This is a genomic window from Histophilus somni 2336, from assembly GCF_000019405.1.
In the GTDB taxonomy this organism is placed as follows: Bacteria; Pseudomonadota; Gammaproteobacteria; order Enterobacterales; family Pasteurellaceae; genus Histophilus; species Histophilus somni.
This window is the reverse complement of the sequence record NC_010519.1, coordinates 240364-265498: the sequence shown is the minus strand read 5'-3', so window position 1 is coordinate 265498 and position 25135 is coordinate 240364. Positions and strand designations below refer to the sequence as shown.

34 protein-coding genes, 1 tRNA gene and 1 pseudogene are annotated in these 25135 nt (G+C 38.6%); 26 read left to right on the top strand and 10 right to left on the bottom strand.

Going from position 1 to position 25135, the window contains the following annotated elements; translation table 11 throughout:
• Positions 1-10: 10 nt before the first annotated feature.
• The 3 genes from HSM_RS01290 to HSM_RS01280 form a co-directional block, all read right to left on the bottom strand.
• Positions 11-871: a phosphoribosylaminoimidazolesuccinocarboxamide synthase gene (locus HSM_RS01290; RefSeq protein ID WP_012341123.1), complete on the bottom strand. Its 861-nt coding sequence runs from the start codon at positions 869-871 to the stop codon at positions 11-13.
• A gap of 639 nt (positions 872-1510) precedes the next feature.
• Entirely contained in the window at positions 1511-1810 is a 300-nt protein-coding gene (locus tag HSM_RS01285; protein WP_012341122.1) for an addiction module antidote protein, read from the bottom strand.
• Entirely contained in the window at positions 1803-2126 is a 324-nt protein-coding gene (locus tag HSM_RS01280; RefSeq protein WP_012341120.1) for a type II toxin-antitoxin system RelE/ParE family toxin, read from the bottom strand. The genes HSM_RS01285 and HSM_RS01280 overlap by 8 nt, the downstream gene beginning before the upstream one ends.
• A gap of 361 nt (positions 2127-2487) precedes the next feature.
• Between HSM_RS01280 and HSM_RS01275 the strand changes: the two genes are divergently transcribed.
• The 7 genes and pseudogenes from HSM_RS01275 (at position 2488) to HSM_RS01250 (ending at position 5755) form a co-directional block, all read left to right on the top strand.
• Entirely contained in the window at positions 2488-2853 is a 366-nt protein-coding gene (locus HSM_RS01275) for a helix-turn-helix domain-containing protein (protein WP_012341119.1), read from the top strand.
• Positions 2854-2888: 35 nt separating this feature from the next.
• Positions 2889-3341 (top strand): ImmA/IrrE family metallo-endopeptidase, encoded by a 453-nt coding sequence (locus HSM_RS01270; protein ID WP_012341118.1) that lies wholly within the window; start codon positions 2889-2891, stop codon positions 3339-3341.
• A gap of 843 nt (positions 3342-4184) precedes the next feature.
• On the top strand, positions 4185-4403 hold the full coding sequence (locus tag HSM_RS01265) for a hypothetical protein (protein ID WP_012341117.1): 219 nt from the start codon (positions 4185-4187) through the stop codon (positions 4401-4403).
• 208 nt (positions 4404-4611) lie between these two features.
• Positions 4612-4795: pseudogene (locus HSM_RS01260) on the top strand (ribbon-helix-helix protein, CopG family).
• Positions 4796-5090: 295 nt separating this feature from the next.
• Positions 5091-5273 carry a hypothetical protein gene (locus HSM_RS01255; RefSeq protein WP_041604977.1) on the top strand — a complete coding sequence of 61 codons (183 nt, stop codon included), beginning with the start codon at positions 5091-5093 and terminating at the stop codon, positions 5271-5273.
• A 147-nt stretch (positions 5274-5420) separates the two neighbouring features.
• Entirely contained in the window at positions 5421-5483 is a 63-nt protein-coding gene (locus HSM_RS11240) for a type I toxin-antitoxin system Ibs family toxin (protein WP_143432501.1), read from the top strand.
• A 92-nt stretch (positions 5484-5575) separates the two neighbouring features.
• Complete coding sequence (locus HSM_RS01250) at positions 5576-5755, top strand: hypothetical protein (RefSeq protein WP_041604975.1); 180 nt, start codon at positions 5576-5578, stop codon at positions 5753-5755.
• 49 nt (positions 5756-5804) lie between these two features.
• On the opposite strand, the gene HSM_RS01245 is transcribed toward HSM_RS01250, so the two are convergent.
• Positions 5805-6242, bottom strand: coding sequence for a Panacea domain-containing protein (locus HSM_RS01245; protein ID WP_012341116.1), 438 nt, complete (start codon positions 6240-6242; stop codon positions 5805-5807).
• 342 nt (positions 6243-6584) lie between these two features.
• Between HSM_RS01245 and HSM_RS01240 the strand changes: the two genes are divergently transcribed.
• The 12 genes from HSM_RS01240 (at position 6585) to HSM_RS01190 (ending at position 14537) form a co-directional block, all read left to right on the top strand.
• Entirely contained in the window at positions 6585-6806 is a 222-nt protein-coding gene (locus HSM_RS01240; RefSeq protein ID WP_041604973.1) for a hypothetical protein, read from the top strand.
• On the top strand, positions 6775-7056 hold the full coding sequence (locus tag HSM_RS10730; protein ID WP_012341114.1) for a hypothetical protein: 282 nt from the start codon (positions 6775-6777) through the stop codon (positions 7054-7056). The genes HSM_RS01240 and HSM_RS10730 overlap by 32 nt, the downstream gene beginning before the upstream one ends.
• A 123-nt stretch (positions 7057-7179) precedes the next feature.
• Positions 7180-7383, top strand: coding sequence for a helix-turn-helix transcriptional regulator (locus HSM_RS11235; RefSeq protein ID WP_041604971.1), 204 nt, complete (start codon positions 7180-7182; stop codon positions 7381-7383).
• A gap of 143 nt (positions 7384-7526) precedes the next feature.
• Positions 7527-7988, top strand: a complete 462-nt coding sequence (locus HSM_RS01230) for an ash family protein (protein ID WP_012341113.1) — start codon at positions 7527-7529, stop codon at positions 7986-7988.
• 10 nt (positions 7989-7998) lie between these two features.
• The gene (locus HSM_RS01225; RefSeq protein WP_012341112.1) at positions 7999-8763 is read left to right on the top strand and encodes a DNA-methyltransferase; all 765 of its coding nucleotides are present in this window, start codon (positions 7999-8001) and stop codon (positions 8761-8763) included.
• 71 nt (positions 8764-8834) lie between these two features.
• Positions 8835-9110, top strand: coding sequence for a hypothetical protein (locus HSM_RS01220; RefSeq protein ID WP_256692822.1), 276 nt, complete (start codon positions 8835-8837; stop codon positions 9108-9110).
• Positions 9111-9285: 175 nt separating this feature from the next.
• A complete protein-coding gene (locus tag HSM_RS01215; protein ID WP_265468962.1) occupies positions 9286-9750 on the top strand; it encodes a hypothetical protein in 465 nt (154 codons plus the stop codon).
• Entirely contained in the window at positions 9743-10012 is a 270-nt protein-coding gene (locus HSM_RS01210; protein ID WP_012341108.1) for a hypothetical protein, read from the top strand. Before HSM_RS01215 ends, HSM_RS01210 begins: the two co-directional genes overlap by 8 nt.
• On the top strand, positions 10009-12198 hold the full coding sequence (locus HSM_RS01205) for a DUF927 domain-containing protein (protein ID WP_012341107.1): 2190 nt from the start codon (positions 10009-10011) through the stop codon (positions 12196-12198). The genes HSM_RS01210 and HSM_RS01205 overlap by 4 nt, the downstream gene beginning before the upstream one ends.
• A 14-nt stretch (positions 12199-12212) precedes the next feature.
• A complete protein-coding gene (locus HSM_RS01200) occupies positions 12213-12743 on the top strand; it encodes a hypothetical protein (protein WP_012341106.1) in 531 nt (176 codons plus the stop codon).
• Positions 12744-12759: 16 nt separating this feature from the next.
• Complete coding sequence (locus tag HSM_RS01195) at positions 12760-14145, top strand: N-6 DNA methylase (RefSeq protein WP_012341105.1); 1386 nt, start codon at positions 12760-12762, stop codon at positions 14143-14145.
• Between the two features lie 8 nt (positions 14146-14153).
• Positions 14154-14537 carry a restriction endonuclease subunit S gene (locus HSM_RS01190; protein ID WP_157857760.1) on the top strand — a complete coding sequence of 128 codons (384 nt, stop codon included), beginning with the start codon at positions 14154-14156 and terminating at the stop codon, positions 14535-14537.
• Positions 14538-14637: 100 nt separating this feature from the next.
• Here the strand turns inward: HSM_RS01190 and HSM_RS01185 are convergent, their stop codons facing one another.
• From HSM_RS01185 to HSM_RS01175, 3 genes are read right to left on the bottom strand one after another with little or no spacing between them, the layout of a single operon-like run.
• Positions 14638-14916: an ogr/Delta-like zinc finger family protein gene (locus tag HSM_RS01185; protein ID WP_012341103.1), complete on the bottom strand. Its 279-nt coding sequence runs from the start codon at positions 14914-14916 to the stop codon at positions 14638-14640.
• Positions 14917-14971: 55 nt separating this feature from the next.
• A complete protein-coding gene (locus HSM_RS01180; protein ID WP_256692766.1) occupies positions 14972-15967 on the bottom strand; it encodes a phage portal protein in 996 nt (331 codons plus the stop codon).
• A gap of 43 nt (positions 15968-16010) precedes the next feature.
• Positions 16011-17798, bottom strand: coding sequence for a terminase large subunit domain-containing protein (locus HSM_RS01175; protein ID WP_012341101.1), 1788 nt, complete (start codon positions 17796-17798; stop codon positions 16011-16013).
• A 162-nt stretch (positions 17799-17960) separates the two neighbouring features.
• Between HSM_RS01175 and HSM_RS11060 the strand changes: the two genes are divergently transcribed.
• From HSM_RS11060 to HSM_RS01150, 6 genes are read left to right on the top strand one after another with little or no spacing between them, the layout of a single operon-like run.
• A complete protein-coding gene (locus HSM_RS11060; RefSeq protein WP_012341100.1) occupies positions 17961-18482 on the top strand; it encodes a GPO family capsid scaffolding protein in 522 nt (173 codons plus the stop codon).
• Complete coding sequence (locus HSM_RS11055) at positions 18433-18858, top strand: hypothetical protein (protein ID WP_012341099.1); 426 nt, start codon at positions 18433-18435, stop codon at positions 18856-18858. The genes HSM_RS11060 and HSM_RS11055 overlap by 50 nt, the downstream gene beginning before the upstream one ends.
• A 9-nt stretch (positions 18859-18867) precedes the next feature.
• On the top strand, positions 18868-19899 hold the full coding sequence (locus HSM_RS01165) for a phage major capsid protein, P2 family (protein WP_012341098.1): 1032 nt from the start codon (positions 18868-18870) through the stop codon (positions 19897-19899).
• A 28-nt stretch (positions 19900-19927) separates the two neighbouring features.
• On the top strand, positions 19928-20809 hold the full coding sequence (gene gpM, locus HSM_RS01160; RefSeq protein ID WP_012341097.1) for a phage terminase small subunit: 882 nt from the start codon (positions 19928-19930) through the stop codon (positions 20807-20809).
• Positions 20802-21254 carry a head completion/stabilization protein gene (locus HSM_RS01155; protein ID WP_012341096.1) on the top strand — a complete coding sequence of 151 codons (453 nt, stop codon included), beginning with the start codon at positions 20802-20804 and terminating at the stop codon, positions 21252-21254. Before gpM ends, HSM_RS01155 begins: the two co-directional genes overlap by 8 nt.
• Positions 21251-21712, top strand: coding sequence for a phage tail protein (locus tag HSM_RS01150; RefSeq protein WP_012341095.1), 462 nt, complete (start codon positions 21251-21253; stop codon positions 21710-21712). The genes HSM_RS01155 and HSM_RS01150 overlap by 4 nt, the downstream gene beginning before the upstream one ends.
• A gap of 286 nt (positions 21713-21998) precedes the next feature.
• Here HSM_RS01150 and tnpA read toward each other — a convergent pair whose 3' ends face one another.
• A complete protein-coding gene (gene tnpA / locus HSM_RS01145) occupies positions 21999-22415 on the bottom strand; it encodes an IS200/IS605 family transposase (RefSeq protein ID WP_012341094.1) in 417 nt (138 codons plus the stop codon).
• 46 nt (positions 22416-22461) lie between these two features.
• On the opposite strand from tnpA, the gene HSM_RS01140 reads away from it, so the two are divergent.
• Positions 22462-23598 carry an RNA-guided endonuclease InsQ/TnpB family protein gene (locus HSM_RS01140; RefSeq protein ID WP_012341093.1) on the top strand — a complete coding sequence of 379 codons (1137 nt, stop codon included), beginning with the start codon at positions 22462-22464 and terminating at the stop codon, positions 23596-23598.
• 102 nt (positions 23599-23700) lie between these two features.
• Here HSM_RS01140 and HSM_RS10435 read toward each other — a convergent pair whose 3' ends face one another.
• Together HSM_RS10435 and HSM_RS01130 are read right to left on the bottom strand one after the other, a co-directional pair.
• On the bottom strand, positions 23701-24654 hold the full coding sequence (locus HSM_RS10435; RefSeq protein ID WP_012341092.1) for a tyrosine-type recombinase/integrase: 954 nt from the start codon (positions 24652-24654) through the stop codon (positions 23701-23703).
• Positions 24655-24917: 263 nt separating this feature from the next.
• Positions 24918-25007 (bottom strand) — tRNA-Ser (locus HSM_RS01130).
• Positions 25008-25135 lie beyond the last annotated feature (128 nt).

Genomic DNA, 25135 nt, shown 5'->3' with positions numbered 1-25135 from the left:
GCACTTCCAATTATTTTGTTAATAAATCCAATACCTCTTTATATTTATCAACAGTTTTTTGGATAACATCAGCGGGGACTTTAGGTGCAGGAGCCTGTTTATTCCAACCACTCTTTTCCAGCCAATCACGCACGAATTGTTTGTCGAAAGACGGCGGATTAGTGCCTTCTTGATAAGTTTCCACAGACCAGAAACGACTTGAATCCGGCGTTAAAACTTCGTCCATTAAGGTTAATACGCCATTTTCATCTAAACCAAATTCAAACTTCGTATCACAAATAATGATACCTTTAGTCAGTGCATATTCCGCTGCCTCTTTATAAAGTGAAATCGCTTTTTCCCGTACTTGCTTTGCAAGCTCAACGCCAATTAATTGCTCACATTCCTCATAGCTAATGTTTATATCATGATCACCTACTTTTGCTTTACTTGAAGGTGTAAAAATCGGCTCAGGTAATTTACTTGCCTCAACCAAACCTTCCGGCAATTTTAATCCGCAGATTGTGCCAGTGGCTTTATAATCTTTCAATCCCGATCCCGTTAAATAGCCTCGTACGATACTCTCAATTTTGATGGGAGTAAGGCGTTTGCAAACAACAGCACGATCTTTAACCAAATCTGCCTCGGCTTGAGGTAAAACATCGTAAACTGTTTCACCGGTAAAATGATTTGGCATAATATGGGCTAATTTCTTAAACCAAAAATTAGAAATCTGCGTCAAAATTTCACCTTTACGATCAATAGGATCATCTAAAATTACATCGAATGCCGACAAACGATCCGTTGCAACCATTAACATGCGTTTATCATCAATTTCATAGAGATCCCGTACTTTCCCCGAATAAATTTTTTTCAAACTTAGCTGTGTCATATGAATACCTTATTAGCTTTAAATAAAATCGGGTTATTTTACCGCAGCCCGCTTTCATTAAGCAAACGTTTACATAGATTTTAGCTCTACATAAAAATAACGTTGCTGTTACTTTTTTAGCTCTCAAAAAAGGAACATAAAAGGGAACATCAAGCGATTACAATGACAAACATTATTTTACAATGTGAACAATTAAGGAATGGTAACTTATTGATTTTTTAATTGTTTTTTACAAGACAAACTTTATTTTACAGTTAGATGGCGGTGAGAGGGTTCATCTGCTTCGAGGGTTCAAGCCTTATACAATAAGGGTTCTTGTTTTTAAAACTATCTTTTAGGGATCATTTGGTATTCTGCTTTTTTGTTATGGGTAAATATTTGATCAGATAAGCAGAATAAAAAAGTGAAAAATTTTCATAGAAAACGGCAATAATACAAATTTTATTTATAAAAATATTTATATATGAAATTAAATTAGGAAAAATAGGAAAAATAGGAATTTTTAAAATGAATATGTTAAAAATCAATCAGTTAATAAAATTGAGTATTCCTATTTTTTCCTATTTTGTTCCTATTTTTTAGGAATTTTGTTCCTATTTTTATCCTAAAAAATAGGAATGGCACAGAAAAAAACGGCATTTAAGCCGTTTTTACCGTAGGAATGAGATCAATATTTAAAGCATTTAAGATTTTACGCACAGTTTCAAATCTCGGCTTATTGCTTGAAAGAGTTTGATAAAGGCTTTCACGAGCAATCCCCGCTTTTTTCGCAATATCATTCATGCCTTTTGCTCTAGCCACAGTATTGAGTGCTTGAATAAATTCTTCATCATTACCATTCTTTAATGTCTCCGCAAGATATAAAGCGATCAATTCATCGTTTTCTAAAAATTCTGCAGCATCAAAATCAGTCACTTCTATATTGTTTTGTTCACTCATTTTCATCATCTCCTAATTGTTTAAATTTTTCTAATATCACTTGGGCATCGCTTATATCCTGTTGCTGAGTTTTTTTATCTCCACCGTTTGTTAGCAAATAGATAATATCCTCAATTTTTGCGTAATAAATTCTATACCCCTTGCCGGTATCTATCCGCATTTCATAAATTCCGCCGGTATTTGCCAATAGCTTATGATCGCCAAAGTTCCCATTTTTTGCTCTTTCAATCCGCTTAATCACCATAATCCTAGCAATAGGATCTTTTATATTCTTCAACCATTGCTTAAAAATTGATGTCTGTTTTATTGAGTACATTAAGTTCTCCTTATGAATATGTCTATTGTAATGTTTTCATTACAAAAAACAAGTTAACTTATCTCATGATTTATAAAAACATTTATACATGAAATTAAATTAGGAAAAATAGGAAAAATAGGAATTTTTTTAATGAATACATTAAAAATCAATCATTTAATAAAATTGACTGTTCCTATTTTTTCCTATTTTTTCCTATTTTGTTCCTATTTTTTAGGAATTTTGTTCCTATTTTTATCCTAAAAATAGGAATGGCACAGGAAATAAAATTTAAATTTAACTAAAAAGGTTGAATTTTATTACTTTTTAAGGTATCTTTTAAATAAGATACAAACATGGCTACACACTAGGAGAATATATTATGGCTCTTACAGAATTTGGCAAAATAGTTCGTAAGGCTAGAATTGATGCTAATGAAACCTTACTCACAATGTCAAAAGCATTAGGAACTACACCGGCTTATTTAAGCGGATTAGAAACAGGAAGTAAAAAAATATCTAAAAAATGGGTCGTTGCGATAACTCATTTTTTTAAAGAGAAAGGCATCGAGGTGAAAGAATTACAAAAATTAGCCGATGTTTCTAATGAAAATGTTCCGATAGATGGTTTATCTGAACATCACAAGATGCTAGTGGCTGGATTCGCTAATTCACGTTATACCGCTAAAGAACTAGCTCAAATTTCTGAATTATTAACTCGTATTAATCATGAAAAGGATAGTAAATGAGTTCATATCAATTACGAGGAAATAGGGTCCCACCTATGCAAGAAGTTGAAGTTATATCCACCGCCTTGAACTTTTGCCACGAATTCGGACTTACAAAAAAATCACGCAAGAAATGCGAGAAGGTTTTTCAGCAAATTGAGGAGAGAAGTAATTTTATTATCAATTTGTCTATAAAATCAGATGAAGAATGGAAGGAAACAACAGGGAATTTAACGCGAGGTCATTTTGATCCAAGTACTTTTACAATAACTATTCCTGAAAGTATTTATGAGTTAGCTTGTAGAGGTGATAGAACATCTTTATTCATTATATTTCATGAATTTGGTCATTTGTTTTTAGGTCATAGGGCGGTATTGCATAATGCAAAGGTTCCACCGACAAAGAATGAAGATGCTGAATGGCAAGCTGATACATTTGCAGAAATAGTTTTAGAACGATTAGGATTTTACACATCACCGCAATTAGAACTTGATTTTGGCGGAATGTAAAAAACCCAACTGAAATGGCTGGGTCTTTACTGGAAGTAATTAATATTGGCGTATTAATTACTATGTGCAGTTCTCCATCCGCTGTACACAATACCTACAACATAGAAGAAACGGTAGTCTATTCTAAAACAGATTGTGCGGTATTGTCCATAGATAAGTGATGGCAACTTATCAAATGGAGATTAGTCTTATGGCTACAACTATTTGTTCTAAATGTGGCTGTGTTTGCCCTATTATTTTCAGATGGACTCGTGAAGATCCAAAAACTGGAGCAATTATCAGAGCAAAACATCGACCAATGCCCATTCCATTATGTGGATGTAAATAAATAAGCACCCTTAGGGGTGCTTTTTTATTATAAAAACATTTATACATGAAATTAAATTAGGAAAAATAGGAAAAATAGGAATTTTTTTAATGAATACATTAAAAATCAATAAGTTAATAAAATTGACTGTTCCTATTTTTTCCTATTTTGTTCCTATTTTTTAGGAATTTTGTTCCTATTTTTTAGGAATTGAAGAGAAAAAAGAGAAGAAGAAAAAAGAGAAGAAGAAAAAAGAGAAGAAAAACAAAGGAAATAAAAAAGATAATGCTTGCAATTAGTATATTATTGTAATATACTAATCACGTTTTCGCAATAGGGCGGAAATAAGAAGAGCGGCTTTCACCGCTCAACTAAAATAGGAACTGGATTATGTTGGTTAAAGTATTAATCCTTATTATCCTGATGTTGGTAAGCGTGCCGGCTTACTAAGGATAACGTAAGACCTAGCGGGTGCCACCGCTAGGCAGTTCCTAATATACAACCACCGACTAACAAAATCAAGCAAGGAGAAAACCATGGCATACGCAAAAACAGAACATTCACGCAAATTAAGAATAAAAACAGCGAATGAATGGAATAAAAAACGCCTAGAGGCTGGTATTGTCAAACGTATCACAATGCAATTTGCCACCGAAGATGCAAACGAATTAGATGCTATTGCACAAGAACTAGGTCTATCAAGACCGCAAGCAATTAAAAAACTTTGTGAAATGTATAGAGAGAGCAACAAATAACAAAAAAACCGCACCCCAAAAGTGCGGTATTTTTTTAAAAAAGACTCGTATAAATCAGTATACTGAACGATTGAAGTAGGAAAATACTATGTTGATGAAAATTTTCCTTATCGTAGTTCTACTATTACTAAGTTTCCCGGCTTATTAATAGTTACGATAAACTGGGGAGTAACGGCTCCCCGGTACTTCAAAATAATAGGAGTTAAAGATGAAATTGTCAAGAACTGAAATTGTTGCTAAAAGTGATGAAAAAAAACGGCATGCAAGCGAAAAGCTATAAGCTACCCAAAACAGTAGTAAAAGAAATTGAAAACTTAAGCCAACAACTGGGCATACCACAAAACCAACTTATTATCCAAGCACTAGAATGTTTTAAACAAGCCAACAAATAGAAAAAAACCGCACCCCAAAAGTGCGGTGTTTTTTCAAGAAATACTTGTATTAATATTAGTTATCTAATATAATAAGGACATCTAGCAAGGGGCTAGAAACAAGAACGCCCCGACTTGTTCAGTTACGGGGCATTAAATGGAGCTAGGATATGCTAATCAAAATCATCATCCTAGTTGTCTTAATAAGCATAAGCCATAACGCTTACTAATTAAGATAACAAATGTTAGGGAGGGTGCATCCTCCCTAACAGCTCCAATCTTAAACAACCCACTTAAAAAAATCAAGGAGAAAAACATGGCAACCACAAACGCTGAACGAGTTGCAAAATCTGATGCAAAGCGAGGGATTAAACTTAAAGCCTTTAAACTCCCGCTAGAAGTGATAGAAGAGATAGAACAAATAAGCCAACAACTGGGCATACCACAAAACCAACTTATTATCCAAGCACTAGAATGTTTTAAACAAGCTAACAAATAGAAAAAAACCGCACCCAAAAAGTGCGGTATTTTTTCAAGAAATACTTGCTTTTATTATATAAGCCTATATAATATAAACCCATCTAGCAAGGGGCTAGAAACAAGAAACCCCGGCTTGGAGAAACCGGGGCAACTTAGGAAATAGAAGATGAATCCACGGTTAATCATCATTCTAATCATCCTATTAGTAATAAGCCAATCGGCTTATTAGGATGACGTAAGACCTAGCGGGTACCACCGCTAGGCAGTTCCTAAACTATACAACTTCAACTTTTAAAAATCAAGCAAAGACAGGAGAAAAACATGGCAACCACAAACGCTGAACGAGTTGCAAAATCTGATGCAAAGCGAGGGATTAAACTTAAAGCCTTTAAACTCCCGCTAGAAGTGATAGAAGAGATAGAACAAATAAGCCAACAAATAAAAAAGCCTGCATATCGCAGGCTATTCTTCATTAATATGCCTATTGGCATAATTCGTTAAAGAGCTGGACAAAATAGCGGTTACAACGAAAGTGCGAATTCTGTTTGCATTATACTTTCCCTTCAAACATCTCTATTGGCGTAATAACAGAGCCAATCTTTCCCATACTCCAAGCCGTCTTAGGCTGATGCGTCATAACCGACAATTTCCAACCATCAAAGCTACCGTAAGTTGCAATGACCTCATCAATAAAAGCATCATCAGCAATAGTCAAATTAGGTGCAATAATCCCAAAAGGATTAGTAGCAGGTTGATTAATATCACAAGATCCAAAACTCGAAAATTCATAGTACACAGAAGGAATAACAGGACCATATTGCCAACGCACAAAATGATCATCAATAAGACGCACATGATATTTTTTCAAATACCAAGATTGTGCAAAAAACATCAATTTTTGCAACTTCATAGGCGTAAGTGCAGGGACTTTCCCCTCTTGTGCTTTCTGAATAAACGCATTCGCCACTTGCATAGCAGAATAAGCCATAAACCCCTCAATATCCGACTAAAACAACTGCAATAATATAATAAAAAAGACTCATGGAAAATACTGTAAAGAGTAAAAAATACTCGCTTTTATTATATAAGCATATACAATATAAAACATCTAGCAAGGGCTAGAAACAAGAACGCCCCGACTTGTTCAGTTACGGGGCATTAAACGAAGTAAGAATGATGAAATTCCTAACAATCATCATAATCTTATTAGCGTTGTTGGTAGTGAGTTCTCCAGCTTACTAATTTAGACAATCCAAAGGGGGAAAGGTGAGATGTTCCCCCGATGGCTCCAATCTTAAACAACCCACTTAAAAAAATCAAGGAGAAAACCATGGCAAATTCAAACACAGAACATAGTAAAAAGCTCAGAGCACAAACCGCAAAAGAACGCAATCAACGCCTAAAAGCTGAAGGCAAAGTACGCCAAATTAGCATGCTCATCAATAGCGAACTGGCGGACCAATTCGATGTAATCGCCAAAGAACAAGGCAAAAGCCGTCCCGAAGTGCTTAAAATGCTCATTGAGCTATACCAACAAAAAAAACAGAACTAACCGCATCGCAGGGGCAAATGGCAAACCGCCAAGCCCCCGTATTGCACAACATCAAATTAATTTCATCAAAACCCTATTATATCTCCACTACAACATCAAAACCCCACAACAAGCCCGCAACGCCCTACGCAATGGCAAGCTCGGGCAAGACCTCGAACGCCTAAGAAATCAACATGGCGATATACTAGCAAATCTCAACATGGCAATCCCCTCCGATGTAACCCTTGAGAACTGGTACAACCAAGCCTAACGCCAATCAAAAAAAGTATCTTGGCAAATTTGCCAACCCAAGCCCACTTAAACGGCTAACATAGCCACGAACAGAAAACAGAAAAACAGAAAAGACAGGAAAAACCAACCAACAAGGAGGACTATGCAAGAGCCCGTAATACAAGTCAGCTGCTACATGCGAACCCGAGAAGTTTGTCAATTTCTCAACATAAGCCGCTCAACGCTCTATAAATATTGCCAACAGGGAATAATCCCCAAACCGCAAAAAATGGGCAACATTCCCATTTGGGATAGAGAAAACCTGATCGCATGGCAAAAACAGCAAATAAAAAAAGCCCCGGCGTAGTGCATAACCGGGGCAAACAAGGAGAAATACCAAGGAAATTATTATGAATCTTGTTTTATATTAAAGTAATTCATTCAATTTTACAAATAAATGAAAATATTTCATAATAAACCATGTTGATTAAGCAAAAGGATTAAACTAAGATGAATATGCACTTGAAAAAAACAAGTGCCGAGCCTCAGAACTCGAACGTTAGACAAACGGCGAATAGTAGCACGCCTTTAAACCGTGCTTTTTTTATTCGTACCCTACGCACATCTCAAATTAATCCCTTTGCTTATGGTGCAAAGTGTTTAATCTCAATGGTAGCGTATCATGGGAAAGGTTTCGCCCTTTGCTGTGTACCGTTTGACGCAGTTTCTGAGCTCATGATACGTTGCCGCCAATATCAAAGCCTCAGAACTTTGCGTGCGGTAACTCCTAAAAACACAAACGGAGTTACACTCATGATCTACAAATTCATTTTACTAGGCAAAAACCGCCTACACCTCAGTATTTTCGCCAACAACGAGCAACAAGCCCGCAACCGCGTAAACCTCAGTAATGCAATTTGCTACGCTCGAATTAACCCAAAACAATACCGCACTTTAAGCGGTAATGCATAAGGAGGCGTAAATGGAACACATCAAACGCACCCAAAAATGCGAACTTTTTAACGACCATTTCCAAAACTATAAACGCTACCATATCCCAAAAGCCCAGCTTGTCATTGCGGATATTCCCTATAACGTAGGCAATAACGCTTATGCAAGTAGTCCGGAATGGTACAAGGACGGCGATAATAAAAACGGCGAAAGCGACAAAGCCAACAAAGCCTTTTTTGACACAGATGAAAACTTTCGCATTGCGGAATTTATGCATTTCTGTTCAAAAATGCTTGTTAAAGAGCCAAAAGAGCGTAATCAAGCGCCTTGCATGATTGTGTTCTGTGCATTCCAACAAATCCAAATGGTCCTTGAATATGCGGAGAAGTATGGCTTTAAAAAGCATATCCCCTTGGTATTTATCAAGTCTTCAAGCCCACAAGTCTTAAAGGCAAACATGAAAGTTGTCGGTGCAACAGAATACGCCTTAATTCTTTACCGCGAGAAATTGCCGAAGTTTCGCAACAACGGAAAGATGATCAAAAACTGGATGGAATGGACAAGGGACGACCGCAAGAAATACCCAAAATTACACCCAACCCAAAAACCAATCGATGTATTAAAGCGTCTGATTGAGATTTTTACCGACGAGGGCGATGTTGTCATCGATCCTGTTGCGGGGAGTGGCTCAACGCTTAGAGCAGCAAGAGAACTGGGGCGTAATAGTTACGGTTTTGAAATTAAAAAAGACGTTTATCAAAACGCAAAAGAAAATATGTTAAAAGAGGGTGATTAATATGCGAAACCTATCAAACGAAATCACCACGCTTAAAGCTGCATATTCAAGCTATAAAGGAGATTTAGATGATGAGTAATACAAATTATCAAGCAAACCAAGAAAACGCATTTAAGCCCGATTTAGAGGGTATTAAGAACACATTAGAAACCTCAAGAGATTTAATTATTCAGTTAAAAGAGAAAAAGCCCGTAATGGCTTTTAATGACGAGGGGCAAGAGGTTCAGTTATCTCAAGAAAAAATACTAGACATAGTACTAACGCAATTATTCTGTTCTATTGACGATATTGACGAAATACAGAGTAAGCGATTGGAGCCGATAGCAAAAACGATAGAAGAACCCTAAGGGGCAGCACCAAGATTACACCCAGTTTAGTGGAAATAACCCAACAAAAAAGCCCTCAACCAAATGGCAAGGGCACAAGTAAATTAACTTAACTCATAGGAAAGAAATAAATCATGGAGTTCTAAAAAGAACGTCATGGATTATAGCCTAAATGAGTTTGAAAAGGTACAGAAACATGACAAAAATCAAATTTTCAGTATTGCCAAAAAATCAAAGTGCGGTTAGTATTGGCGACACTACTACAAAGAACGGCTACCGCACCCGTAAGACTTGCGGAATTTTTTTACCTCAAATTCCTATCATCAATGGCTTGAGCCTACTAAGCTCAATCTGTTTATCTGAATTTGTGGCAAGGTCTATACGTCGAGATAAGGCGGAGTTTATCCGCACGAATAAGGCGAGCCGTTTCTTTGCGGTAGTTGAAACCTTGCTGCACCCTTTAGGGAACAGCAATTCACATTTACTAAACAAAGAGACGATCAAAATGCTATTCAAATTTATCCTATTCTTAGGCAAAAACCGCCTAAAAATCGCCATACGTGCAAAATCAATCCAACAAGCACGCCAACAGCTCAATCTCACCCAACATCAAGCCGTCTTTGTGGCTCGCATTAATACAAAAGGGGGGTTATATGTCTAAATCTTCTGTTGTACGTTTTGCCATGGAGGCACAGCTCAAAGAAACAATTTCAACCTTAAATGCCTACGTTGATTATCTCTTTGAAATCCAACATATCGGTGCAAGCTCCGACAGCCCCGAGTTTAATCATAAAAAAAGCGACCGCTATTTTATCGCCATGGATAACCTTTGTTATACCTTGGATATGCACCTTAAAAGCTGGCGTGAAATCGCCCAAAATGAACAGCTGGGACGCTATTCAACCTCAAGGGAAGAGATATGATAGTCAAGAAAAAGAACCTCAAAAACGCCCCAAATGTAAAGGATTTTAAAAAGCAAGCCATCAATACAACAGATATTGCTTTTATTATCGTAGGCGAGGACGCATGGAGCTACGCAGGTAAGAAAGGAAAATATATTCTTTCCCATTATGGCACGCTTAAAGACAAATTCGGGGTATTTCTTCCCGAAAAGCCAATTGTTTTAGGGCCGAAGCAAATCGAACAAATTTCAAGCCTACGCATTATCCCGGAAAACCATAAGAAAGTGCGTATAATGGAAGCGGGGGAATTTTCCCCCATAAAAAAAACCGCACTTTTGCTTAACCTGGCACAAAACAGCAAAGCAAATGACGTTGTTTTTGTGGATTTATTGGGCGAACCTTTAGAAGATGTGAGCGACTATCTTGAAAAGCTCAGAACGGACAGCGAAGACTTAGCCTTTGCTGAACAAGTCGTAGGATATGAACCCGACATCGAAACCCACAAAGAGCCTTATGTTGACGAACGAGAAGAAGGCAAGCTCAACGGCTTATTCTATGTTGTTCCCAAGGTAGATCGGGACACTGGTGCCGTCATCAATGAAAAGCTCAGTTGGATATGCAGTCCATTAACCCTTGTAGGCAACGGACGCAACGACATCGGCGATTATTACTATCTTTTCAAATGGAAACATTTCAGCCAAAAAGAAAGCCATATAGAAGCTGTAAGCCTTGCTGACTTTGGCACAGAAGCAGGATGGCGACAACTTAAGCGTAAAGGGCTACTGATGACGGCCAAAAATCTGACTAATCATCTTGTAGAGCATTTTCATGTGCTCAGCAGACAAGCTCCCTTCTGGAAAGTCACCGCATCAACAGGCTGGCAAGATAGTGCCTATTTATTGCCAAGTGGCGAAATTATCGGAGAGCCTAGTAAACCTATCTATTTTAATGGCGAAAGCGGATCCGCATCAGGCTACCGCACAAAAGGCACATTAAACGATTGGCAAAGAGAAATAGCACAAAACCTAAAAGGCAATCCATCCATGATGCTAGGCGTTGCCGTAGCACTTGCTGCACCTTTATTAGCAATTTTAGGACGTGACTCATTTGGCGTCCATTTATACGCCGAAAGCTCAAAAGGGAAAACCACTATTCTAAATATCGCTAATAGTCTTTATGGCGACCCGGACAAAATCAAATTAAGCTGGAGTGCAACCGCCGTAGGCGTAAAAAACGAAGCGGCAGCACGCAACGACGGCTTAATTACTTTGGACGAAATCGGACAAGCAAAAGATGCTAAAAATCTAGAAGCTATCGCCTACGACCTATTCAACGAAACAGGCAAACTACAAGGCAAAAAAGAGGGGGGAAACAAAGACATAAACCGCTGGAAAGTGACCGCACTTTCAACGGGCGAAAAAGACCTCGAAACCCAGCTCGCCTTGCAAGGCGTAAAAGTCCACGCAGGGCAATTAGTGCGGTTAATTAATATCCCTCTCGAAGAGGCAAAAAACCTACATTACTTTACCAACAACAAAAGCCACGCCGACCACTTAAACGAAAGCGTAAGAGAATATTACGGCACCGCAGGGCGAGAATGGATCGCCTTTTTGGCAAAAAATGCAGAGCTCGCAAAAGAAAGCTATAAAATCATCCGCAAAAAATGGGCAGATCTTGCCGACAACATGAGTGGCCAAGTGCAACGAGTGGCTACTGATCGTTTTGCCGTGCTAGAAACTGCATTACATCTTGCCAGCCATATTACCCAATGGAGCATCGAAGAAAATCAACAAGTCATATTAAAAAATTTCCTGAACTGGAAAGAGGAATATGGCGAAAACAGCCGAGAAGAAACGAAACTCATCGCTAATTTAATGGACTGGATAACCATGAATGAAGGTGCCTTTGTTGAATACCCAACAGATCAAAACGCCAAAACCCCAAATAAAATCTATGGCATCAAAATCCTAGAAGATGAATTTAGAGGAGAAGGCGGTTATTTTTACGTTATCCCACAAGCATTCAAGGAAGCAACGCAAGGCTATCCACGCAACATGGCACTAAAAATCCTCGCTAATGCAAAGATATTACAAAGCCCAACAACGCCGGAAAAAGGCTATGAATATCAATTCAAAGTCCCGAAAAAAATGCTGGGGCGACAAATCCGTGCTTACAAAATCACCCCAATTTTAGAAGAAACCCACTAAACAGGAGAAACAACATGATAGTAAATAACAAATGGATCCCCGAAGTCCCACGCCCAACACTTGAAGATGATGCCTTTGCTGCATTTATTAAAGCATGGATTGAAGAAGAATATCCCGACCACTGCGAAGATATACCCGCCGAAGAAACAGGCTTATATGAAACCCTATTAAGAAATTGGGCGGGATTCGATGATCTTATGGCAGAAGAATTTATCAAATTCCATGGCTGGAGCTATGCACAAGCAAAAGAATTTGAAGAAAAAAGCCTTTCTTTTGCTATCGACAAAAAAGAAAGCGAAATGATCCAACAATGGGTAGCCGAAAACGGATATACATTGCCTTTCCCCGTAGGGTCAAGAGTAAAAATAGACACATGGCGCGGTGCAGTTTATGGCGTAATCGCACAAAATCAAGATCAATATTTTAGCAAAAAAGGACAAGCAATAGTCCAAATTGACAGAGAGCACGCAATTGAAATAGAAGGCGGAGAAGTTTTAGATAAAAGATCTTTCCCGTGGGAAATGTTGGAGTTAGTGAAGAGTTGATTTATCAATTATCCAAATGAAAATAACCGAATTACTCAATTTAAAATGGGATTATCAAATAACAGAGCATCTTATTAATCTGTTATTTGATAAACAAAAGCGAAATGAAGTCTTTGCGCGATATTTATCTCAAAAACCTGATTTAAGTCAAGATTGTTTTCTGCAAGAGTTTCAAGAGAATTTTGCAGACAGAAAATCATTAAAACAGGATTTTACACCATCGGCTATTTGCCAATTAGTGAGCCGGTTAACGCCTGAAGTAGATAGTGTATTAGATGTTTGTGCCGGTACCGGGGCGTTAACAATAGCGAAGTGGAAGGTAAACCCTAATGCGACTTTCTATTGTCAAGAATATTCAAAAGAGGCAATTGCATTCTTGTTGTTTAATCTTTGTGTGCGTGGCATCACCGCAGAAGTTAAGCATTGTGATGTTTTAACTGGTGAAACTTTTGCAGAATATAGACTGACGAGAAACGGGCAATATAGCGATATTGAAAACACAAAATTAGATTGGCGAGGGTTAAAAGTGGATTGTGTGGTAAGTAATCCGCCTTATTCTGCAAAATGGAATCCCGTGAGTGATGAACGGTTTGAATATTTTGGCTTAGCACCTAAAAATGCAGCTGATTATGCCTTTGTTTTGCATGGGCTACATCATTTAAAAGAGGAGGGAACGGCACATTTTATTCTTCCTCACGGGGTGTTATTTCGTGGTAACTCAGAAGGAAAAATCAGACAAAAACTGATTGAGCAAGGTTATTTCTCGAGTGTGATAGGATTGCCCGATAATCTATTTATCAGTGCAAAAATTCCAACCGCTATTTTAACCTTTAAAAAGCAAAGCTCAGATATTTATGTTATCGATGCAGCAGATTTATTTGAGAAAGCGAAATCCAATAACATTATGCGACCTGAGCACGTCAATCAAGTGCTTACCGCTTATCAATTAAGGCACAATATTGATAAGCTCGCACATTTAGCCAATTACACAGAAATACAACAAAATGATTTCAATTTAAATATTCCGCGTTATGTGGATAAATCAGAGCCCGATCCTGAAATTGATTTACTGAAGGAGGCACAAGAGCTACTGGATTTAACCAATGATATTGAAAAAAGCGGTCAAGCCTTTGTTGCAATGTTGGCAGAACTTGAAATGACACATGGCAGTGCAGAGGATAAAGCCGAATTTGAGCAAGTAAAACAAATTTTAGCACAAGTTTTTGCACCAAGAACGAAAGAGAAGAAAGCCATACAACAGCTTATATCCAGTAAGCAAGGCTCGCTATTCATTACTGAGCAAGAAGTTGAACAATTCACCGGCTTTATCGAGCATGAACTTAAAATTATTTCTCAACTTGAAACCATTAAAAAATACTTTTTAAGTAAGATGTTTATATGAAAATAAAAATGCGATTTTTAACAGAAGTAGCAGAAATAGAACCTAGACCAAGCAAAGACAAAATTTATCCAATAGGGACAATTATTATTCAAATATCAGCAACGAGAGGAGAGGTCCTATATTTACGTAAAGAAAGCAAAATAGAAGATAGATATGCAGTAATTTCCCCAAAGGAACAAATTCAATCGTTTTATTTGTTCAGCATTATAGAAAAATATTTTCCGAAGTTTTTTTTACAGTATAAGCAAGGATTGAATTTTAAAGCGGAAGATTTAAAGCGTTTTAAATTGCCTGTTCATGAGGAACAAAAACAACGGAATATCATTGCTAAGATGATGATGTTATGCGGTTGTGAACCGAAAAAGTTTTATGAAAATATACCAACCATTTAAACATATCCCAGTCACCAAGAAAAAAGGCGGAGGTTATGATCTTCCGCCTTTACCAAGGCAAAAGGAAACTAGCCTTGATGTTGACTGCCTAAAATTACGGCTATATTGCCAACTTTAACTGCTGTTCTATATCCCTTCCCAGTTGCTCAAGCTCTGTTTTAGGCATCTTACTAATTAAATATTTGACCAATTCATCACGGTCTAATTGTGTAGGACGCAAAGAATGAGAAAAATTATATTGTGCTTTCCAAGTATGGCCACATTCAGGATTTTTACACACGCAATATAAATCATAAAGATCGGGATGCAAGCGATCTGTACGCTGAATAATCGCAGGTGATTTACATTCTCGACAATAGATTTTAAAAATTCGTGCCATGTTGTGAAAATCCCTTCTTCTTCGTCAAACAGGTGCTTATTTTAGCATAAAATCACTATTTTTGCAGTATTTGACGTTGTTTGAAACTAATCTGTAACGCCTTATTTCGTGCGATCTCAATATCGCCATTAATGGACGATGAAATTAAATCTTGCATCGGTAAAACTTCATCTTGGCGATAAGCCAAACGCATTTTTAACGGGTCGCCAAAACTCCCCGTTTGAGGTATAACGCCGGATAATCCGGGTGGATAACGATGTGCAGTTAATACATCTTGTGCGGATACGTTTTTGATTGTTCCAAACTCGTCTTTTTTACCCGTATCCCCAATAGGAATAACCTTTAATCCGTCCGGATGACCATCAGGCGAATTCACAAACATCGATTTAAAATTCCCCACGCCTTGCGAACCATTTAAGGATTTATTGATATTTTCTTCCATTTCCTCCGTGACATTAGGGTCAGTAGTATAGAGAATAAAGCCCAAATGCGAACCGTTAGCAAAATAGCGTCTTCTGAACGTTGTAGCATCAGAATTCAACAAAGCGGACTGAATACCGCCCATATAATCAGGCACACCATAAACCTGTTGCATAGGGTCGTAGAGCTTAATAAAAATAATATCTTGTGCCGGATAAGTAAGAATATCGGATTGTTCTGTATCCGTGAGCGATCTACGCACCAAATAGCGATAGTTTCCCTCTTTCGTTTTGCGTAAATACAGACTGGAGAGCGTAATTAATTTAACCACTTGCCCAAAGCCATTGCGTACTTTTAACAATCCCACATCACCAAACTGAATTAAATTCAAACAAGCCGCACGCATATCCATTTTAGACAATCCACCTTGGTCATAGTCAGCGGCTATCATATTCGCCCGACTGTGCAAAATGCCGCAATGTTGTGCATTTTGCGAAGGCAATCTCGCCAATGACCAACGTTTGATCGGCGGCTCGTAGCATTGATAAAAGTCATTAAAATAAATGCCTGTGTAATCTAACGCAGGTGGCATAGATAGCTCCCAATCTCCTTGCGGCTGAAAAGAGAACATTATCGGCTTATTGGTATTTTTTTGTTTTTTCATGTTTTTATTCCTAATTTATACGCCATACTGAGCGGCGTCTTGGTCTATCATCAATTAAGGATTTTTTATTAATTGCATGAGCAATCGCCCAGAAAACATCCGCATGCTGTAATTGTGAAGTGCGGTCTGCGGTAAAGGTAATTTTTGCACCGGATTGTGTGGAGGTCTGCTTGATCATCAAAAACGAGGCAGCAATATCTTTTTCCTCCTCGCTCCACTCAATCAAACCACGCTCAACAAGGTCATGAACTTTAAGTACAAGCCCGGATTTTGTTTCCAGGCTATATAAAATTGGTCTTGCCTCACGCCGTGCGAACTCTTGGATCATCTCAAAAACCCCTTGACCTACGCCATTTGCATCAATACCAATATAGCTAAAGTTGTATTGTTGATAGAGTTTCTTAATTTGCTCCGCTTGCCAACGGTACGACAAGCCGAACCATTGATAACGAGCCAAAACCCGAAACTTCTCGCCCTCATTAATTGGTGGTGCAACAATCACAAAAGACGCACCATCAGAACTATGTGCAGGATCATAACCGCCCCACACCTCACGATCGCCAAAAGGACGAGGCGTATCGGGCTGAAAATCCGCCCATTTATTAATATTGACCGCACATTTCAGCAGTTTGCTAATAGTGAAAATACTGTCTTCATCATCAATCCAATGACATTCAAAAAGCTGCTTAAATGCCAAGGCTGAATATTTTTGTTTTAATTGATCTAAGTCAAATAAAACTCCCGCACCCCCTTTTAACGCATCATGTATTGTTATCACATAACGCCAAGCACCATCAGGACAAACCACGCCCCCATTGCACATTTGTTCAAGGCTTGGAAAAACAATATCACGGCGTTTTTTATCCGACTCTTTCCACATATCCCCGGACCAAAATGCATAGCTTTCATGCAGTTTAGAAGAGGGTGTAGAGAAATAAGTTTCACGCCATTTTTTATGGGTCGCCATGGCAGAAGCAACCGTATAAAACTCTTTAAAATTACGCAACCATGCGAACTCATCGCCGTACACATGACCATGATAGCCTTGTGCCGTGCTTTTATTGGTAGATAAGAAATGCAATTCAGCACCGTTGCTTAAAATAATCGGATTGCCTTTTAGCTCGACATTAAAATATTGGCGAGCCATTTTAGTGATGTAAGTCTTGAAAATCTCCGCTTGTTTCTTGGATGCTGAGAGAAAAATTTGATTATCGCCTGTTTTAATCGCATCCTCTAATGCCTCAAAAGCAAAATAATAAGTCGCCCCAATCTGACGGCTTTTTAAAATCATCCGCACTTTATGCAGTGCTTTTTGTTCTCTTGCTCTTAACTGATAATCAAACAAACTGGACAAAAACGGCTCAAACATATCATCGGTAATATGTGATATGTCGTTTTTAACCGCTGCTTTTTTCTTGCTTTTTCGTCCCGGCGTTTCTTCAGCAAAAAGTGCGGTACTATTTTCTTTAGTTTTTTGTGCCTGTTTCGCCCGTTGATGCTTATATTGCAAATCTTTTTCTATTAGGCTTTCTAGTTCTTTGATCTCCTGATCTGTTTTCCCCTCACGCTCAATCAGGGCAACAATACGTAAGGCAATTAACTCTTCTATGCCTTGTTCATTGATCAAGTTACGCCAGTTGTATTTCTCCGCCCAGTAATACACTGGACGGGGCGAATTTAAGCCTAATTCTTTGACAATTTCTTGTGGACTGTATTTTTTCAAATACAAGTAACGAGCTTGATAAATGACCTCGTCGTCATATTTGCTTTTCCGCTTACGCAGCTTACTTATTGGCATTTTTATTCCTCTTTTGCACTATTTTGAGCCAGCTAAAAAAAGAAAAGAAAAGTGCCCATCGGTTATTTATCGGCTATTCGCCAATAACCACGCAATAACCCACTGCACTTTTACAAAAGCCTGTTAAAAACTTGCAAAATAAAAAAATGATAGAGGCTAAAAATGAAAACAGAACTTTTTACTAATTTTGTTTGTATTGCGACTGCTGGGGCAACTGTTGATGGTCGGCATATTGATGCGCAAGACCTCAAAGACATGGCAGAAAGCTACAATCCCGAAGTTTATACCGCTTTAATTTGGCTTGAGCACTATCGCAACTTTGGCAACTATGGAAGGGTGGTAGAGTTAAAAACCGAGGATGAAGAGGGCAAAACCAAGCTATACGCAAGACTTGCACCGAACGCACAATTATTAGAGCTAAATCAATCAGGGCAGAAGATTTTTACCAGCATTGAAATCACACCGAACTTTGCACAAACAGGAAAAGCATACTTAAGCGGATTAGCCATTACTGACAGCCCCGCATCAACAGGCACAAACGCCTTAATGTTTAATCGTATCGGCTCAAAAGATGTGATTATCAGTGATCATCTTGAGTTTAATATTAATTTTCCCCAAGAGGTGCACAACATGAATGAAATCACCGAACAAGAAAAAAAATCACTTTTTCAGCAAGTTTTTTAATTGGCTATTCAGTGGCGAACAGCCGGAAATTAAAGAAAACCAAGAAAATACCGCCAATACAGGCAACCCAACAGCAATAGAGATTGACAACATGGACAAACAAGAATTTTCAACTTTAATCGCTACTGCAGTAGCTGGTGCAGTAGCACAAGCCTTTTCAGAGCAAGCCGAACAGCAACAAGAAAAAGAGCAAGCAGCAGATAAACCAACGGAACAACCCGCGGAAACCGTTAGCAAACAAGAATTTAATGAGCTCAAAACCAAATACGATGTATTAGAAGCGAAATTTAATCAGTTATTACAGCCTGTTACCCAAACACCATCGGAATTAGGCAATGCGGACAATATGTTCAACCTTGAAAATTCAGGATTCTAGGAGGATACAATGAACAGAAAACAGATTTATAACGCATTTATCCAAGCTATCGCACAACATTATAACGTTCCTTTCGCAGAGGTGCGTTTAGGGGAAGAGTTTAGCTTAGAAGCCCCGAAAGCTGCCTTATTGGGCTCAAATATCCAGCAATCCAGCGATTTCTTAAAAGAAATCAATATGGTGCAAGTAACCGATCTCAAAGGCTTGAAATTATGGGGTGCAACCGAAAAAGGCATCACAGGTCGCAAACCAACCGAACGCCATATTGCAACCCTTAACCATACGCAAACAGGCTATGAGCTTGCACGCACGGATAGCGGTATTTTAGTACCCTGGGATATGTTCGACCAGTTCGCCCGTTTTGGCGACAAATTACCGGCACTTTATGCTGAGTTCTTTAACAAGCAAGTTGCCTTGGATATGTTGCAGGTGGGCTGGCATGGTAAGAGCGTAGCACCAACGACTTCACAAAGTGATTTATCTGATGTGAATAAAGGTTGGCTTGCACTTCTTAAAGAGCAAAAATCCGCCAATGTGTATACAGGTAACTCAAGCCATAAAATAAACCTTTACGGCACAGATGCAGAATTTGCCAACCTTGATGAATTAGCCCTTGATTTAAAACAAGGCTTAGATTTACGCCATCAAAACCGCACGGATTTAGTTTTCTTGGTGGGTGCAGATTTAGTCAATGTGGAAAGCAAATACATTAGCAAAGCATCAAAATTGACTGCGACAGAACGTGCGGCATTAGGTTCACATAACCTTGTGAATACTTTTGCAGGTATGCGAGCCATTATACCGCCGAACTTCCCGGCGAAAGGTGCGGCAGTAACCACATTAAACAATCTCAGTATCTATACGCAATCATCAAGTGTACGCCGTCGTTTTGAAAGCAATCAAGACAAGATGGGGATTATCACAAGCTACTACCGCAATGAAGGTTATGTAGTGGAAGATACCGGCTTGATGACGGCTATCGAGGCTGAAAATGTAGTTATCGGGAAACCGGATAAACCCATGGCACAGGCAAGCGATTAGGCTTTAATAAAGAACCGTAGGGCAGAAAATGGGATTAAGAGAGCAACAAGCAAGAATGCAAGAGCTGGCTAAATTAGAGCAAGCTCAACTTAACGCACAGGCTAACGCAAGTGCAGAAATGCCAAGTGTAACGCAAAGTGCGGTATTAATTGCATTAAATCAGGACGTTGAAAAAATCCGTCAATTTTCTGCTTTTGCGGACAGAAACGAATACAAACGCACCCAATTTTTACCTAAATGGATGCCTTTTGTAGAGCAGCATTTTAATGATGGGAGAGCAGATCAAAATGATGTTATTGGCTATTGCCTTGTGTATTTGCTTGATATTGGTCATTTTGAGCAAGCATTCAATTTGGCAGAAAAAGCTATTACCAATGGTCAAAGATTGCCGGAACGCTTTAAAAGCACAATTCCAACGTTTATGGCGAAACATATGCTTGATTGGACTATTCATACAACAGCAATGGGAAGTCCTGTTGAGCCGTATTTTTCGCAAACATTCGAAAAAGTAGCGACGACGTGGCAATTAAACGAGGTTTTAGTTTCCGCATGGTTTAAACAAGCGGCTATCCAGTTGCTGAAAAATGCAACTGGGAAAGCTCATGCGGCGAGCGTATCCGATCCTATGCGTCTAATAAGCGCTATAAAGCTATTAAAGAAAAGCCTATACCTAAATCCTAAATCCGGTGTAAATAGCCTTATTAGCCGTTGTTTTATGCGTTTAAACGCATTAATAATTGGATTAAATGACGAAGGCATTAATGTCAGCGATTTAATAGACCCCGCACAACAGGCGGCGTTAGCAGAAAATAATCCTGAGATTGACATCAAAGCGGTTATTGCCTTGCTAAATCGTCCGCCCTGTTCTTTTGATGAGGTGGTAAAAGAAATGCGAGGTAAACATGCTTAACGGCAGAGAAAATCCAATTGCTGACAAACAAATCGAAAATACAGGCTTCTTTGGTGCGATAAATATCGGTGATTTTCAAAAGCAAAGAGCGATCCCCTTGCAAATTCCTCTTGAGCTTATTGAAAGCGTTTTAGTGTATGCCATACAGTCGGTTGAGTTTGATCTCAACATCGTCAGCCAACGTTACCAAAAGCAAGGTATTAAAAGCGTTGATGATATTCAAAGTCCGACCATCAACGGCAAAAATTTTGAAAAAATCTTATTTGAAAAAGCCGTATTCGCAAGAGCCAAGCAAGAATTGTTACCCGAATTTGCGACCCTCTCCGCAAGAGAGATACATGAGCAACGAGACATTGTCACGGAGCAAAAGCAACTACAAGCGGAGGCGGTGCAGGCAATCCGCCAATTAAAAGGCAAAGGCAGAGGCACGGTAGATCTAATATGAGATTAAAGTATCAGGATTTAACCGATCATTTAGTGGCAAAACTACCGCCACGCTATCAAGCTAACTTCTATTCTTGGATGGATGATGGCGAAATGATAGACGAGGGGAAAATCGTTACCGACAAAGGCGAAATCTTATTCTACCTCGAATATAGTGCTGAATTGTTTTTCCATGAATTGCCTTTTAAACAAATTAACCCGTTGCAAATTATGGCAGCCATTAACTTATGGCTTGCAGAAAACGATTTAGAACGATATATGCAAGATGAGTATAAAACGCCTTTTGACTTAACTTTGCTAGACGATGAATTAGCGGATCTGAGCTTTACACTTAAATTCAGAGAGCCGATTTATCTCAATCAGATGACAGAAACCGAAAAGGATTTAGATACAGAAACAGAAATCTGGACGGCTGAAACAGTACAAGAAATTGACGTTTTAGCGGAAATAGAAAAATAAAAAAGCCGAGTAGCGACTCGGCTTAGTGTTCCCCTGTCACAATAAGGAGATTTAGAAAGTGTAGTTAAGTATATAACAAAACATCATTTAAAGCTAGAGGGAAAAATGAGTAAAGAAGATGCAGGCATTATAGGCAAACTACAAGCAATCGCATTAGTAATATTATCCTTTGGACTTTGCATTTTAAGTATTTGCTATGGCTTAAGTTTTATCAGACAGTGCTGTAAAACCACGTCCTTTAGGGCGTGGATATAAGGCACAAACGGCGTAGCCGTTTCAAACCTAACTAATCAGGTGTTTGTTGTTGCTCAATGTATTGGCGAATAATAGATATGGGTGCACCACCGCAACTTCCTGCAAAATAAGACGGAGACCAAAGCTGATTTCCCCATAATTTTTTGCGAATACTCGGATAGTTTTTCTTTCTAATCATTCTGCTTGAAACGCCTTTTAAACTGTTCACAAGGTTTGATATAGCTACTTTCGGTGGATATTCAACAAGTAAATGAACGTGATCGTCTTCGCCATCAAATTCTACTAATTTTGCTTCAAAATCAGCACAAACAGCTTCAAAAATGGTGTGTAAGTCGTTCAAAATTGCTTGAGTAAAAACTTCCCCGCGATATTTAGTCACGAAAACCAAATGAACGTGTAAGTTAAAAACAACGTGGCGACCACGTCTAATCTCTGTTTCTTTTTTCATAGACCAAGTGTAGAATAATAACAATCTTTGTATTCTAATTTGTGCAATGTTACTCCGTAAAGCCTTTAAGTTTGAAATCAGCCCAAATGGTGAACAAATCCGTAAAATCAAGCAGTTTTGCGGTTGTTCCCGTTTTGTGTTCAATAAGGCATTAGCGTGGCAAAATGAACAATACGAACTGGATAATAATCATAAATTCCGCTATTCCAAAATCGCTAATCTACTTCCGCAATGGAAAAAAGAGTTAGTTTGGCTCAAAGAATGCCATTCTCAAGTGCTTCAACAGTCGTTAAAAGACCTTGAAAGTGCGTTCAAAAATTTCTTTCAACAGCGTGCAGACTTCCCAAAATTCAAGAAAAAAGGTATAAAGGAGAGTTTTCGTTTTCCGCAAGGTTGCAAAATTGAACAGGAAAACGACCGCTTGTATCTGCCGAAAATCGGTTGGGTTCGCTATCGTAATAGTCGTGAAATTGTGGGCGAAGTGAAAAATGTCACCGTCAGCCAAAAGTGCGGACGCTTTTTTGTGAGTATTCAAACGGAATTTGAACACGAAATCCCGATGCATAAAGGCGGAGAAATCGGCATTGATATGGGCATTGCACGCTTTGCGACCCTGTCTAATGGCGAATTTTTTGAGCCGATAAATGCGTTTAAAACCTACAAAGGTAAGTTAGCCAAACTGCAAAAACAACTTAAAAACAAAGTGAAGTTCAGTAAAAACTGGCAAAAACTGAAAGAAAAAATCGGCAAATTACACCATAAAATCGCTAACTGCCGAAAAGATTTTTTGCACAAAATCTCAACCCAAATCAGCAAAAACCACGCAATGATCTACGTTGAAGATTTGCAAGTTGCGAATATGTCCAAATCGGCAAAAGGCACAGTGGAAGCACACGGAAAAAATGTGAAACAGAAATCAGGCTTAAACCGTTCAATACGGGATCAATCTTGGTTTGAATTTAGACGACAGCTAGACTATAAAACGCAATGGCTTGGCGGATTTTTAGTTGCTGTTCCAGCACAGAATACTAGTCGAACTTGCCCTTGTTGTGGGCATATTGCAAAAGAAAACCGTGAAACTCAAGCTCATTTTGAATGTGTAGAATGTGGCTATACAGAAAATGCCGATGTAGTGGGAGCAATGAATGTTTTCACACGTGGGCAAGCAATAGTCCAAGCATAATAAATATCAGGGTAGGACATACCCGAAGCGTCTATGAAGTGAATCTCAATAGAGATCAGCAGTAGAAACCCACCGAGAGTAGCCCACAGCTTGCTGTGGGAGCTAGTAGGAATCCCCTGCCTTTAGGCGGGGGAGGATGTCAATAGAGCGATGAGGGAAAATAAAAGGCTTATCAGCATTAAACTTACGCAACTCAAACAACAGAGCAACGGCCTGAGAGCTCAACGGCACATCATGGGCCTTATTCATCTTCATATTCTCAGCGGGAATACGCCAAACCGCATTAACAAAATCCACATCAACCCACCTAGCAGTAACAACCTCATTAGCCCGCACCATAGTCAAAAGCTGAAATTCAATCAAAAGCCGAGTCTGAAAATCCAAACGAGAGCGAGCCAACACACACAAAAATTCAGGCAACTCATCGGCACGAATACAAGGATTATTAACAGCCTTAGGCCGAGGAAAAGAACGCTTAATAGGAGCCAAAAGATTAGCACTCCAAACCCCCATATCAACAGCATGATCGCCCAACTCCCGCAAATCACGGGCCACCTTCTCCCCCATATGAGGTGCACGCTCAAAAATAGCCTTAATAACCTCACGAGCCTCAAACAAAGAAATATCCAAAACCTCCCGCTCCCCAAAGTGAGGCAACAAATAACGCTTAAAACGGGCTAACCTATCGCGTAAATGTTTCTTGCTCAAACGCATCCCCTTAGTAACATGCCAATCCTCAACAACCATAGACAGAGTAAAAACAACCCTCTCCACAGGCTTAAATTGTGCCTTAAAATTCTCAACAGGATCGACACCTTGCTCAAGCAAAGAATTAAAAGAAATAGCCAAAGACAAAGCGGACTCAAGAGACATCACATCAGCATTTCCCAAATTCTTCTTCTTAATAGCCTTAGTAACAGGATGCCGAAAAATATAACGATAAGATTTAGTCCCCTTAGGAGACATAACCAAAAAAAGCTTATATCCCAAAGAAATCTGCTCTTGTTTCCCCGTAGTTTTCAGTTTATCGACAAAAGATTGATTAATTTTAGCCATCATCTAACCTCATGATTTAATTGAATAAACAAGCCCAAAAGATCCCAAATGATCCCTAAAAAATCCAAAATTAAAATTTTGTGAGTAAAAGCTCACAAATTAGGGATCATTTAGTAACAAAAAGGCACATAAACACAGATAACAAAAAAACAGAGAAAACACAGAAAAACACAGAAAAAACGCAAAAAATTCTTATATTTCAATGGATTAATGATAAAAAATGAAAGAAAAAAGACAGAAAAAAACAGAGAAAAGAAGAGCTCTGGCGGTGAGAGGGGGATTCGAACCCCCGATGCAGTTTCCCACATACACGCTTTCCAGGCGTGCTCCTTCAACCACTCGGACATCTCACCATTGAAGTTAGGGCGGCAAATATAAAGATTTCTTCTAATTCAGTCAAGTATTTTTTATTTTTCTTGTGCTAAAACAAATTATTAGCTTAAATTTCAGTTACAATACTTCTCTCTATCATCTTGTCTGT